Annotated in this window: 10 protein-coding genes; 3 read left to right on the plus strand and 7 right to left on the minus strand. The window is 68.7% G+C overall.

All coding sequences use genetic code 11. The features are described from left to right. Positions 1 to 4: 4 nt before the first annotated feature. Positions 5 to 3,136, minus strand: a complete 3,132-nt coding sequence (locus tag WC493_RS03315) for an efflux RND transporter permease subunit (protein WP_373062493.1) — start codon at positions 3,134 to 3,136, stop codon at positions 5 to 7. Next, positions 3,133 to 4,245, minus strand: coding sequence for an efflux RND transporter periplasmic adaptor subunit (locus tag WC493_RS03320; protein WP_373062495.1), 1,113 nt, complete (start codon positions 4,243 to 4,245; stop codon positions 3,133 to 3,135). Before WC493_RS03320 ends, WC493_RS03315 begins: the two co-directional genes overlap by 4 nt. Positions 4,246 to 4,320: 75 nt before the next feature. On the opposite strand from WC493_RS03320, the gene WC493_RS03325 reads away from it, so the two are divergent. Beyond that, on the plus strand, positions 4,321 to 5,007 hold the full coding sequence (locus WC493_RS03325) for a TetR/AcrR family transcriptional regulator (protein WP_373062497.1): 687 nt from the start codon (positions 4,321 to 4,323) through the stop codon (positions 5,005 to 5,007). Positions 5,008 to 5,081: 74 nt separating this feature from the next. Here the strand turns inward: WC493_RS03325 and WC493_RS03330 are convergent, their stop codons facing one another. The 3 genes from WC493_RS03330 to WC493_RS03340 all read right to left on the minus strand — a co-directional run bounded on the left by WC493_RS03330 (position 5,082) and on the right by WC493_RS03340 (position 8,772). Continuing rightward, positions 5,082 to 6,374: an adenylosuccinate synthase gene (locus WC493_RS03330; RefSeq protein ID WP_373062499.1), complete on the minus strand. Its 1,293-nt coding sequence runs from the start codon at positions 6,372 to 6,374 to the stop codon at positions 5,082 to 5,084. Positions 6,375 to 6,397: 23 nt separating this feature from the next. Beyond that, entirely contained in the window at positions 6,398 to 7,555 is a 1,158-nt protein-coding gene (locus WC493_RS03335) for an ATP phosphoribosyltransferase regulatory subunit (protein WP_373062501.1), read from the minus strand. A gap of 182 nt (positions 7,556 to 7,737) precedes the next feature. Further along, a complete protein-coding gene (locus tag WC493_RS03340) occupies positions 7,738 to 8,772 on the minus strand; it encodes a spirocyclase AveC family protein (RefSeq protein ID WP_373062503.1) in 1,035 nt (344 codons plus the stop codon). A 429-nt stretch (positions 8,773 to 9,201) separates the two neighbouring features. Here WC493_RS03340 and WC493_RS03345 point away from each other — a divergent pair, with 429 nt between their 5' ends. Beyond that, complete coding sequence (locus WC493_RS03345; RefSeq protein ID WP_373062505.1) at positions 9,202 to 10,371, plus strand: helix-turn-helix transcriptional regulator; 1,170 nt, start codon at positions 9,202 to 9,204, stop codon at positions 10,369 to 10,371. 30 nt (positions 10,372 to 10,401) lie between these two features. Here WC493_RS03345 and WC493_RS03350 read toward each other — a convergent pair whose 3' ends face one another. Continuing rightward, positions 10,402 to 10,860 carry an NUDIX hydrolase gene (locus WC493_RS03350; protein ID WP_373062507.1) on the minus strand — a complete coding sequence of 153 codons (459 nt, stop codon included), beginning with the start codon at positions 10,858 to 10,860 and terminating at the stop codon, positions 10,402 to 10,404. A gap of 251 nt (positions 10,861 to 11,111) precedes the next feature. Here WC493_RS03350 and WC493_RS03355 point away from each other — a divergent pair, with 251 nt between their 5' ends. Next, complete coding sequence (locus WC493_RS03355; RefSeq protein WP_373062509.1) at positions 11,112 to 11,846, plus strand: DUF2066 domain-containing protein; 735 nt, start codon at positions 11,112 to 11,114, stop codon at positions 11,844 to 11,846. Here WC493_RS03355 and WC493_RS03360 read toward each other — a convergent pair. After that, on the minus strand, positions 11,834 to 12,553 hold the full coding sequence (locus WC493_RS03360; RefSeq protein WP_373062511.1) for an RluA family pseudouridine synthase: 720 nt from the start codon (positions 12,551 to 12,553) through the stop codon (positions 11,834 to 11,836). The genes WC493_RS03355 and WC493_RS03360 overlap by 13 nt on opposite strands.

Raw genomic sequence — 12,553 nt, forward strand, 5'->3', positions numbered from 1 at the left:
GAGCTCACTCCCCCGGGGCCGGGTGGACGGGCTTGGGGCGGTAGCTCTCCGCCTCCCGGCTCCGTTGGGCCAGGCCGTGGCCGAAGTGGCGGCTGAGCCAGGCCTGGACGTCGTCGACCAGGGTGAAGACCACGGGGACATAGACCAGGCTCAGCAGGGTCGAGGTGATCAGCCCGCCGATCACGGCGATCGCCATGGGCGCGCGGAACTCGGTGTCGGCGCCGATGCCGGCGGCGATCGGGGCCATGCCGGCGCCCATGGCGACGGTGGTCATGACGATCGGCCGGGCGCGCTTGTGGGCCGCTTCGATCAGGGCCTCGATCCGGGACATGCCGGTGCGGCGCTGGGTCAGGACATATTCGACCAGCAGGATCGAATTCTTGGCTGCGATCCCCATCAGCATCAGGAGTCCGATCAGCGCCGGCATCGACAGCGCCTCACGGGTGATGAACAGCAAGCCGAAGGCGCCGCCGATCGAGAGCGGCAGGGCGGTCAGGATGGTGGCCGGATAGGTGAAGCCTTTGAACAGCAGCACCAGCACGACATACATGAGGAAGACACCGGTCACCAGGGCGACCAGGAAGCCGGTCATCAGCTCGGCCAGGTTCTCGATGTCGCCCGTCGGCAGTTCGCGCACGCCGGGCGGCAGGTCCTTCATGGCCGGGAGCTGGTGCACCCGCTCCGCCGCGACGCCGAGGGGCAGGTCGATCAGTTCCGCCTCGATGGCGACCGAGCTGTGGCGGTCCAGGCGGTAGATCTGCGCAGGGCCGGTGCCGAACTGGACATCGGCCACGGAGGACAGCGGCACCGAGCCGCCGTCGGCGGTCGGCACGCGCAGCGCCGCGAAAGTCTCGGGATCGCTGCGCGATTGTTCGGTCAGCATCAGGCGGATCGGGATCTGGCGGTCCGGCAGGTTGAACTTGGGCAAGGCCTGGTCGATGTCGCCGAGGGTGGCGACGCGGGCCACGGTGGCCAGCACCTCGGCCGAGACGCCGAGGGCGGCCGCCTTGTCGGGCTTCGGCACGATGCGGATCTCGGGCCGTTCCAGGTTGGCGGTCGAGGCGACATTGGTGAGGCCCGGGATCGAGCGCATCTCGCGCTCCAGCCGGCGGCCGGCCTCGTTCACCGCGACCGGATCGTCGCCGACCAGGCCGAGCTGCAGCTTGGCGCCGGAGGAACCGTCGGCGCCGAAACGGACGCGCGCCCCCGGCACCTGGCGGAGCAGCACGCCCACTTCGCTCTCGAACTCTTGCTGGCTCAGCTTGCGCTCGCCGCGGGGGACCAGGTTCACCGTCACCGTGGCGCGGCGCACTTCGCCGAGCAGGGAGCCGCCGCCGCCCGGCGCTCCCTGTACCGTATTGGTGCCGACCGAGACATAGATCGATTTGACCTCGGGCCGGTGCTGGATCGTCTCGGTCAGCTGCAGGACGGCGGCATCGGTCTCGTCGAGGGTGGAGCCGGGCGGCAGTTCGACCGACATCACCGAACGGCCGCGGTCGCTGACCGGCACGAAGTCGTTGGGCAGCAGCGTGGTCAGCCCGATCGAGCCCGCGAAAATGGCGAGGCCGGCGACCACGACGACCAGGCGATGGTCGAGGCACCAATGGAGGAAGTGGAGATAGGGCTTCATCCAGCGCGGTTCGCGGTGCGGATGGGACTCCTCGCCCCGCAGCATATAGGCGCCCATCAGGGGCGTGAGCATGCGCGCGACCAAGAGTGAGAAGGCGACCGAGACGCAGGCGGCGATGGCGAAGGACTGGAAGAACTGGCCGACCACGCCGGGCATGAAGCCGACCGGCATGAAGACGGCGATGATGGTCGCGGTCGTCGCCACCACGGCGAGGCCGATCTCGTCCGCCGCTTCGAGGGCGGCCCGATAGGGGTGTTTGCCCTGCGAGATGTGACGGACGATGTTCTCGATCTCGACGATCGCATCGTCGACCAGGATGCCGACAGTGAGCGAGAGGGCGAGCAGGCTGACGATATTGATCGACTGGTTCAGGGCCAGCATGACGGCGAAGGTCGGGATCAACGACAGCGGCATGGCGATCGAGGCGATGAAGGTGGCCCGACCGTCGCGCAGGAACCACCAGACCACGAGCACGGCGAGCAAAGCGCCGAGCGCCAGCGCCTCGACCGAGGCGTCGTAACTCTCCACGACGAAGTCGACCGCCGACATCACCTCTTCGAATTCGATGTCCGGATGCTGGGCGGCGAAATCCTTCAGCGCCTGGCGGATCGCTTCGGCGACGTGAACCTCGGAGGTGCCACGGGTGCGCGAGACGCTGAAGCCCACCACTTCCTCGCCGTTGAAGCGGGCGCGGGCGCGGCTCTCGGCGAAGGAATCCTCGACCGTGCCGAGGTCGGACAGTTTCACCGTGCGGCCGTCGGGCAGGTTGATGCTGGTCGCCGCCAGCGCCTCGACCGAGGTGGCGGCGCCGACGGTGCGGATCACCTGCTCGCTGGTGCCGATGGTGGCACGGCCGCCGGGCAGGTTGGTATTGATGCTGCGGAGCTGCTGCGACACGGTCGCCGCCGAGACGCCGAGGGCGGCCATCCGCTCGGGATCGAGGCGAACGCGGATCTCGCGGTCGACGCCGCCTTCGCGCGTGACCGAGGACACGCCCTTGACCGCCAGCAGCGCCTTGGCGATGTCGTTGTCGATGAACCAGCTGCGTTCCATCGTGGTCATGGACGGGGCGCGCAGCGCATAGGTGAACAGGATGCCGACCGCGGCGTCGAGCTGCTTCACCACCGGTTCTTCGGCGTTGGCCGGCAGGCGGTCGCGAATCCCGGCGACGGCATTGCGCACGTCGTTGGTCATGCGATCGAGGTTGACGCCCAACTGGAACTGGATGGTGGTCGAGGAAATGCCGTCGCTCACCGTCGAGGTGATGTGCTTGACCGCACCGAGGCCGGCGACCGAATCCTCGACGAGGCGGGTCACCTGGGTTTCCAGCTCGCTCGGCGCGGCGCCGGGCAAGGCCACGGTGACGATGACGACCGGAATGTCGACATCCGGCGTGTTGTTGATACGCAGTTCGATGAAGCCGGCGATACCGGCGATGGTCAGCACCAGGAAGAGGACGATGACCGGGACCGGGTTGCGGATCGACCAGGAGGAAAGACCGTTCACGACTTCGCCTCCACCACGTCGACATGGTCGCCGTCGGCCAGGAAGCCGGCACCCCGGAAGGCCACCAGGTCACCGGCGGCGAGGCCGGACTTGACCTCGACCATGCCGTCGCGGCGAAGCCCGGTGGTGACGGGCGTGAAATGGACGATGCCCTGGGCATCGACCTTGAAGGCGCCTTCCCGGCCTTCGCGCCAGACCACAGAGGCTTCGGGCAGCACCAGGACAGGTGCGGTGTCGAGGGCGATCACCGCGGTGGCGAACATGCCGGGCTTCAGGCCCGAATCGGCGGGCAGGGCGACATAGGCGATGCCGAGGCGGGTGCGCGCGTCGACCGTGGGCGACAGGCGGCGCAGGCTGGCCTGCACCTGCTCGCCCAGGCCCTCGGCCCGGACCAGGGCCGCGAGCCCGTCGTGCAGCCCGGCGAAGGAGACTTCCGGCACTTCGGCATTGAGTTCCAGGCGGCCGTCGCGGATCACGCGGAACAGCTCGTTGCCCACGCTGACCACCTGGCCGAGGTTGACCGAACGCTTGGAGACGATGCCCGCGACCGGCGATTTCACCACCGCCTGGTCGAGCCGGGTCTTGATCTCGGTCAGGGCCGCCTCGGCGACCGCGACCTGGGCGGAGGCGGTGCGCTGCGCGGCCAGGCGCTCGTCCAGGCTCTGCCGGCTGACGTTGCCATGGGCCTGGAGGTCCTGGGCGCGGGCGAGATTGGCCTGGGCTTCGGCCAGGGCGGCCTTGGCGGCGGTCAGATTGGCGGTCTGCTGATCGAACTGGGCCTTCAGCACGGCATCGTTCAGGCGCAGCAGGACCTGACCCTGGGTCACCGTGTCGCCCTCGTCCACCGTCACCTCGACCACGGCGAGGCCCTGGGATTCGGCGCCGATGACGATCTCTTCCCAGGGCTTCACGGTGCCGGAGGCGACCACCTGGCGGGTCAGTGAACGCGATTCGACCGCGACCGTGGTGACCGTGGCGGCGACCGGCCGTTCCGCCGGCGAGGCTGCCTTGGGCTGGTCGCAGGCGGCGAGACCCATAGCAGCCAGGCCGCACAGAAGGGCGGCGGCGCCGTGGCGCAGAAGGGTCGGTCGTCGGCTCGGACTGGCCATGGTGGTTACTCGCGTCAGCAGGACAATGCTGTAGATGTATATTGACTAACTCGTCGGTCAATGAAAAAAAGTGCCATGACTATCGCAAATGCCATGACCCTGAACGACACCTCGGCGGCCGAACGCGCCGAACCCGGGATCCGCCAGCGCCAGAAGGCGGCGCGGCCGGGCCAGTTCATCGAGGCGGCTTTCGCCGAATTTTCGGAAAAGGGCTATGCCGCGACGAGGCTCGAGGACGTGGCGCGGCGGGTCGGCGTGTCGAAGGGCACGATCTACCACTACTTCCCGGGCAAGGAAGACCTGTTCAAGGCCATGGTCCTGGCCCATCTCCTGCCGCTGATCGACGGCATGAAGATGATCGCGGAAGCCAAGGACGTCTCAGGCCGCTTCCTGCTCGAAACCCTGGTCGACCGGGCTTACGACGATCTCGTCGGCAATCCTAAGTCGCGCGAATTCCTGCGCCTCATGGTGGGCGAGGCGTCACGGGTGCCGGAACTGGCGCAATTCTTCTTCCGCGAATTGTCGAACCGCGGCGCCGACCTGATCCTGTCGGTGATCGACCGGGGTGCGGCGACCGGCGAATTCCGCCCGGACGCGGCGGCGATCCTGGCGGCGAGCCCGGATGCCATCCTGGCGGCGCCGATCCTGGCCTCGCTCCAGGCCATCATCATGGCGCAGATCGGCGTGCCGGTGCCCGAGGTTTCGAAGCTGAAGGCGGCCCACCTCCAGCTCCTGCTCTATGGCCTCGTCAAACGCGACTGAGGTCAGTCGCGAAGGGGCCTCATCAAACGCGACTGAGGTCAGTCGCGAAGGGGCCTCGTCAAACGCGACTGAGGTCAGTCGCGGAACGGGTCGTGCACCAGGATGGTGTCGTCGCGTTCCGGGCTGGTCGACAGAAGGGCGACCGGGGCTTCGATCAATTCCTCGATCCGCTTCACATATTTGATCGCGGTCGCCGGCAGGTCGGCCCAGCGGCGCGCCCCTTGCGTCGACTCCGACCAGCCTTCCAGGATCTCGTAGACCGGCTCGACCGCAGCCTGGTCGCCGGCCGAGGAGGGGAAGTGGCGGATCACTTCGCCGCGCAGCTTGTAGCCGACGCAGATCTTCAGTTCGGAAAGGCCGTCCAGCACGTCGAGCTTGGTGAGCGCGATGCCGTCGATGCCGCCGACCTTGCAGGCCTGGCGCACCATCACGGCGTCGAACCAGCCGCAGCGCCGGGCGCGCCCGGTCACCGTGCCGAATTCATGGCCGCGCTCGCCCAGCCGGCGGCCGATTTCGTCGGTCAGCTCGGTCGGGAAGGGGCCGCCGCCGACGCGGGTGGTATAGGCCTTGGTGATGCCCAGGACATAGCCGATCGCCCTGGGGCCGACGCCCGAACCGGCCGCGGCCTGGCCCGAGGCGGTGTTGGACGAGGTGACGAAGGGATAGGTGCCGTGGTCGATGTCCAGCATCGTGCCCTGGGCGCCTTCATAGAGGATGCGCTTGCCGGCCGAACGCAGCTCGTCCAGCGTCAGCCACACCGGCTTGGCGAAGGGCAGCAGGCGGGGTGCCACCTCGGCCAGTTTCTTCTCGAGGTCGGCGCGGTCGACCGGCGGGGCGCCGAAGCCGGAGCGCAGCGCATCGTGATGGGCGCAAAGCGCGTCGAGCCGGCGGGACAGGGTCTCGGGGTCGGCGAGGTCGGAGACGCGGACGGCGCGGCGGCCCACCTTGTCCTCATAAGCGGGGCCGATGCCGCGGCGGGTGGTGCCGATGCTGCCGCCCTTCTTGGCGTCCTCGCGGAAACCGTCCAGCTCGCTGTGCACGGGCAGGATCAGGCAGGCGTTGTCGGCCACCATCAGATTGTCCGGGCCGATCTTCACGCCCTGGGCTTCCAGGCGGGCGATCTCGGCGAACAGGGCCCAGGGGTCGACCACCACGCCGTTGCCGATGACCGAGAGCTTGCCCGGCCGGACGATGCCCGAGGGCAGCAGCGAGAGCTTATAGGTGATATTGCCGATCACCAGCGTGTGACCGGCATTGTGGCCGCCCTGGAAGCGGACCACGACATCGGCCCGCTCCGAGAGCCAGTCGACGATCTTGCCCTTGCCCTCGTCGCCCCATTGGGCGCCGACCACTGCGACATTGGCCATGAGTTCAGTCCTCGATCAACGGATCAGGCGCCGAGGGGGACGACGGTCCCGCCGGCGTAGAGATGGCTGCAGCCGAGGCGCTTGGCCTCGGCCTTCGGGTCTTCGACCGGCGCCAGGCCGGCCACGGTGCGCAGGCCCTCGGCCCGGAGCGCCGCGCCTTCGGCGGGGTCGGTGCCGAAGGGCAGAAAGACGAAGTCCGGCCGCGCCGGCAGGGGCAGGGCGCGCAGCAGCGAATCGACATAGAGGGTGAAGCCGACCGCTTCCTCGGTGCCGCCGTCGGGGCCGACCATGTCGTAGCGCCCGCCGCGGCCGAGCTCGCCCCGGACGCCGGCGGCGAACAGGGTGAAGCCGAAGCCGGTGTGATATTCATGCGCCCGGTATTCGCCGGGATCGATGGTCAGGGTCGGCGCCGTGCTGCCGGCGCGGATCGCCTCGACCAGGGCGGCCAGTTCGTCGACCTCGGCCCGGGCGGCCGGCGGCAGGTCGAGACGGGCGAGCGCCGCCAGCGCCTTGTCGGCCGGACCGGCGGCCTCGAGGAGGCCGCGGAACAGAATGCCCGCTTCGCCGGGGATGGCGTCCAGCTCGCCGACGTCCTTGCCGTCGAGGGCGTCGCGCGCATTTGCCGCGGTCGCGGGATCGAGGCCGAGGGCGGCGGCGATCGCCGGCACCAGGGTGGGCAGGGTCAGGTCGACGGTAACCGGCCGCGGCTGGCCGCAGGCGGCGAGCGATTCGATCGCCAGCAGCACCGCTTCGGCATCGGCCGCGGTCGAGCGGACGCCGATCAGTTCGACGCCGGCCTGGGGAAACTGCCGCTCGGGGCGGAGCTGCGTGCCCTTCACGCGGAGCACCTGGCCGGCATAGGAGAGACGGAGCGGCCGCGGCGCCTTCTGCAGCCGGGTCGCGGCGATGCGCGCCACCTGCACCGTCATGTCGGCGCGGAGCGCCATTATGCGCTGGCTGGCCGGGTCCATCAGGCGGAACATCGCGGTGCCTTGGGCGGCGCCGGGGCCGCTCGCCAGGCTTTCCTCGAATTCGATCAGGGGCGGCTTCACCCGCTGATAGCCGTGGGCGGAGAAGACGGCGAGCAGACGGCCGACCACCGCCGCTTCGTGTTCGGCGGCGGGGGGCAGTTCGTCGTGCAAGCCTTCGGGCAGCAGGGCGCGGGCGGCGTATTCCGTCATGGCGGGCGGAGTTTACTCATGCCGTCCCCGCCGTCCATGGAAAAGGCGCGTCAGGCCGACGCAATCCAGACCGCCGGGAAATTCAGGCGCATTGAGCGCCCGCGCCACCCTTGGCGCGAGCCCAAGGCCACGGAGGTGGCCCGCCGGCGCCTGAGGCCCGAGAGGAACGGGGGCGACCGGCTTCAGCCGGTCGTCCCGGGCGGTGTATGTCTGCTCGGCACCGGTAGCACGGGATCCGGGCAGGCATAGCCTGTGCCGGGGCCGCAGACGCCGTTCATGAAATAGCTCGGAAAGCCCTCCGGCCAGGGATCGGAATAGAGCGAGATCATCTGGAACGGCAGGTAATAGGCGAGGATGGCCAGGTTGGCGGCGCCCGCGAAGGCGAGGCAGCGGAGCAGGTTGCCCGCCTGCACCCCGAGACCGAGGCGATCGAGCCCACGCTCGACCATCGTGCGCCCGTCCGGATCGCGCCAGAACAGGAGACAGGCCATGGCGACCGTGCCGACCGCCCACAGGAAGGCGCCATAGACCGGGAACTGCCAGCGCGTGCCGGCGAAGACGGAGCCCGCGCGGATCACGCCGCCATAGGCGAAGATTTCGCCCCGCACCATGGCGACCTCGGCCCCGGTCTGGCCGATGGTGATGGCGGCCAGCGCCGCGATCACCAGGAAGGGACCGGACAGGCGGGGGAACAGGTGCCGCATCCCCGCCATCACGGCGAGAGCGGTGAGCACCCAGATGGGCACCATGACCGGATAGAGGGCGGACTGGAAGATCAGCGGCTGGGCGTTGCGCGCGCCGTTCGGGCTGAACCACCAGGGAATATGCTCGGCCCAGCTTCCCAGGTTGGGATAATGGGTGTTGTACATGGCGACGGGGCGCAGCAGGTCGATGGTCGGGTCCTGCCACAGGCAGAAGGCGCAGCCGACCATGAGCACCTGGACGATGTGGAGCGGCCGGCCGCGCAGCACCGTCGCCGCGATCCAGCCGAAGCCCGCCAGCGCCGCCAGCCCGAAGGAAAGGCCGAGGCCCCACATCACGAGCCGGCTCGACTCGGGCAGCGGATCGGGCCCGGGATCGACCGGCGCGAAGCCCGGCGACAGCGCCCAGGCGGCGAAGAGATAGATCTGGAAACCGACGAAGAGCGTGCCCAGCGCGGCCCACCAGAGCACCGGGCGGGCTTCCGCAACGCTTCCCCTCGCCTCGATCGCCGCCATCTCTTCCCCCTGATGTTTTCATCCGGAGTGCAGTAATTTTCCACCACGTCTCAGGGTCTCCCCCGAAACGGGTAGTTCGTAGAATTGTTCGCACTCCTCGGCACTGCTACATTGAACGACAAACAAAGCGATCGGCGACCTCCAAATGGAGGATCGACGAGGCGAGACGGAGGGAGCACGAGGCACTTCGGTGGCCCGCCCGCCAATGATGGGGCGATCCCATATTTTGGCGGCAGACACCGCTAACCTCGACGGATGACGGCGCACCGGACATCGGGCCCGGCACGATCCTACCTTCAAGTCTCGAACGGGGGCGCAGGTCTCCGTTCGGTGGTGTTGCAAGCAAGGCCCGGTCGCCGAACGGCCGGGGGGTGGTCATGGCCCGACGGCCATTTCGCCCGATCGCGTTCGATGTTGACGAGGTTCGACATGCTGGACCAAAGCACCCGGGGTCTGTCGCAGGAGCAATTGAGCCTGCTGATCGGCCATATCTATCAGGGCTCGCTCGAAGATGTTTCCTGGAAGGAGACGCTGGAGCTGATCCGCGAATTCCTCGGGGCGCGTTTCGTCACCCTGTCGCTGGTCACCAAATCGGCGCTTCGCCAGGAAGCGACGATCAACGCAGGCCCGATCGCCTTCGACCAGTTCCTGCAATACGAGACCGAATACCAGAAGTACCGGCCCAATGTGGAGACCCGCCTGGGCGAGGTCTATACGATCAACGACTGGCTGTCGCTGAACCGGGCCGAATTCGGCAAGTTCAACGAGTTGCTGGAGATCGGCGGCATCAACCATTACATGGGCGCCTGGGTCTGCAGCCTCGACAATCTCGACTGTTTCATCCGCATCATGCGGGCGACCGACGCCGATCCCTTCGTGAAGGAAGAGGCGCATCTGATTTCGCTGATCGCCCCCCATTTCGCCCGCGCACTGGAAATCCGCACCCGCATCGCGCAGAACGAGGTGGTGAACCAGATCTATGCCGATGCCATGGACCGCATGGCGGTCGGCGGCCTCGTCATCGACGAGAACGGCAAGATCCTGGTGATGAACGAAATCGCCGGCAACCTGATGAAGCAGCGCGACGGCCTGACCCTGGTCAACGGCCAGATCCGCGCCGTTTCGGCGCAGGACGACCGCCAGCTCCAGACCATGATCCGCGCGGCGCTCGTCGATGCCCAGGCGATCGCCGACGGCGAGGGCCGCCCGCCGGCCCAGGCGCTCTCGATCAGCCGCGCATCGGGTGCGCGCGATCTCGGCGTCGTGGTCAATGCAATCCGTCTCGGCAACAAGATGGGCGACCGTTCGCGTACCGGGGTCACCCTCTTCATCCGCGATCCCGAGAGCGGCGTCCGGGCCGATCCCACGATCCTGAAACAGCTCTTCGGTTTCACCCAGGCCGAATCGGCCCTGGCGACCCAGCTCGCCAAGGGGGAGAGCCTGGACGAGGCGGCGGCCGAGTTGAACATCCGCTACAACACCGCGCGCGCCCATCTGCGCTCGATGTTCGCCAAGACCGGGGTGACCCGCCAGGCCGAACTGGTGCGCATCCTGGTGAACGGCGTCGCCCCCCTCGGCTGTTTCGCCAAGGCGGGTTGACGGAGGCTGGCCGAGGGCGCGCCCGGCGGTTCAGCCGGCGGGCGGGCTCGGTGGCGGCAGAAGATCGATAAGACGGTGCTCGTTCTTGAGCAGGAGCGAGATCAAGCCGCCGTCCGAGAGCAGCATCAGGGCGTCCAGGAAGCTCGCAAAATGCATTTCCCGCTGGCCCTTTTCAGGGAATTCCTCGAGCTGGCCCTCGACCCGGAAGGGATAGACCAGAACCGTGGCCGGACTGACGTTGCCCGGTCCCTGGCCCTTCACGCTCTCGAAGCGGCCCAGCGCCTTGTGCGCGCAGGTGCCCAGAAGGCCTGCTTCCTCCCACGCCTCGCGACGCGCCACCTCGTGACCCGGAAGGCCGCGCTCCGGCCGCCCCTTGGGCACGATCCAGCGCCCTGTGGTACGGGACGTGACCAGGATGATCCGCATCTCGCCCGACCTGAGGTCGATGGGCAGGGCAGCATATTGGCGCAAGGCGGGCTTTTTCCGCATTCTTGACTACTCTTGTCCTCCCGAGCCGCGAATCAAAGGCCCGGTTTCGCCCGAAAAGCCCGGAGAAACCGTAGCGCATTACGTCGCGGCGCCAAGCAGATTCCTACCCCGTTACCGTGACAAATCTGTTTCAGCGCCGGCCGTTTCTCCCCCTTTTTCGGGTTCATGCTATGCCTCGAATCATGAAGCCGCACGTACCGATCTTGCTCCTCCTCGGCCTCGTTGTTCCGTTGGCACCGGCAACGGCCCGGATGATGGACGGGCTGACCCGCTGCGAGACCACGGTGACCGGCCAGGGCGAGGCGGAACGGAACCGCGGTCTCGGCATCTGCCTGACCGAAGTCTTGGTCAAGGTGGCGGCCCGCCCGGGCCTCGCGGATGATCCGCGCCTCGCCGGCCTGCTGCCGGCGGCGGCCGGTGCGGTCGAATCGATCGCCTACGAAGACCGTATGAAGGACCTGCCGGTGGGCGACGAGCAGGGCACGCGGGACCGGCCCTATTACCTTCGCGTCACCTTCCGCGCCGGCACCGTGGTGGACATGCTGGCCGCACTCGGCCTGAAGCCCTGGGGGGCGGACCGGCCGGTGCTGGGTGTCGTCGTCGTGAGCAAGCGCGACGGCCAGGCCTGGATCGTCGCCCGCGGGATCCCGGGTGTCACCAAGGGGGCCCAGGTCGATGCGCTGGACGATGCCGGGCGGCGCTTCGCCATGCCCCTGGCGCTGCCCGAACAGGCTGCGCTCGTGAGCCTCGGCCTCGATCCGGCGGCGCCCCTGCCGGCGGATCTGGCCGCAAAGCTCGGGGCCGACGCGCTGCTGACCGGCACGCTCGACTGGGACGATGCGGCACTCGGCTGGCGCGCCACCTGGACCCTGGCGGATTCCAAGGCTGCGCCCTGGTCTCTCGCCGGGGTTTCTTTCGACGACGCCTTCCGGGCCGGGGTGGGCGGCGCGGCCGCCCTGCTCTCCGGCGCCGATCAGCCGCGGTAGCCGCAGGCCTTCAGGGCTTCCAGCATGTGTTCGGGCGGCGGCGCCGTCACCTCGACCGCCTCGCGGCTGGGATAGAGGGGCAGGGTGATCTGGCGGGCGAGCAGGTGCAGGGGCTCGTCCGGCGGCTCCGCCCCTTCCGGCCGGCCATAGATCGGCTCGCCCACCAGCGGGCAGCCGATCTCGGCGGCATGGACGCGGATCTGGTGGGTGCGCCCGGTGTGCGGGCGGAACTCGATCCAGGAGATCGTGCCGTCGGCGCTGCTGCCCATCAGCTTGTAGTCGGTCACCGCCGGCTGGCCGTCGGGTGTCACCGCCATGCGCCAGCCGCGCTTCGGCGTCAGCTTGGCGAGCGGCAGATCGATCCGGCCTTCCTCGGCCGGCGGGCGGCCGTGGACGATGGCCCAATAGACTTTCTCCGCCCGGCCGCCCGCGAAGATCTTGCCGAGCTTGGCCAGCGCCTTGGGGTGGCGGCCCAGCACGAGGCAGCCCGTGGTGTCGCGGTCCAGCCGATGGGCCAGGGCCGGCGCCCGCGGCAGGCCGTAGCGGAGGTGGACGAAGGATTGCTCCAGGTTCGGGCCGCCGCCGGGACCTTGGTGCACGGGCAGGCCGGCCGGCTTGTCGATCACCAGGATCAGGCTGTCCTTGTAGAGGACGCGAGCTTCGATCTCGTCGGCCGAGGGGGCGGCGCGTTCGGCGGGGCGGGGCAT

The organism is Zavarzinia sp., from assembly GCF_041650655.1.
GTDB lineage: Bacteria > Pseudomonadota > Alphaproteobacteria > Zavarziniales > Zavarziniaceae > Zavarzinia.

Excerpts from the sequence above, each read along its gene's own strand:
- WC493_RS03320 (WP_373062495.1), bottom strand. The coding sequence starts at position 4,245 with ATGGCCAGTCCGAGCCGACGACCGACCCTTCTGCGCCACGGCGCCGCC.
- WC493_RS03325 (WP_373062497.1), top strand. The coding sequence starts at position 4,321 with ATGACTATCGCAAATGCCATGACCCTGAACGACACCTCGGCGGCCGAA.
- WC493_RS03330 (WP_373062499.1), bottom strand. The coding sequence starts at position 6,374 with ATGGCCAATGTCGCAGTGGTCGGCGCCCAATGGGGCGACGAGGGCAAG.
- WC493_RS03335 (WP_373062501.1), bottom strand. The coding sequence starts at position 7,555 with ATGACGGAATACGCCGCCCGCGCCCTGCTGCCCGAAGGCTTGCACGAC.
- WC493_RS03340 (WP_373062503.1), bottom strand. The coding sequence starts at position 8,772 with ATGGCGGCGATCGAGGCGAGGGGAAGCGTTGCGGAAGCCCGCCCGGTG.
- WC493_RS03345 (WP_373062505.1), top strand. The coding sequence starts at position 9,202 with ATGCTGGACCAAAGCACCCGGGGTCTGTCGCAGGAGCAATTGAGCCTG.
- WC493_RS03350 (WP_373062507.1), bottom strand. The coding sequence starts at position 10,860 with ATGCGGAAAAAGCCCGCCTTGCGCCAATATGCTGCCCTGCCCATCGAC.
- WC493_RS03355 (WP_373062509.1), top strand. The coding sequence starts at position 11,112 with ATGATGGACGGGCTGACCCGCTGCGAGACCACGGTGACCGGCCAGGGC.
- WC493_RS03360 (WP_373062511.1), bottom strand. The coding sequence starts at position 12,553 with ATGCCCCGCCCCGCCGAACGCGCCGCCCCCTCGGCCGACGAGATCGAA.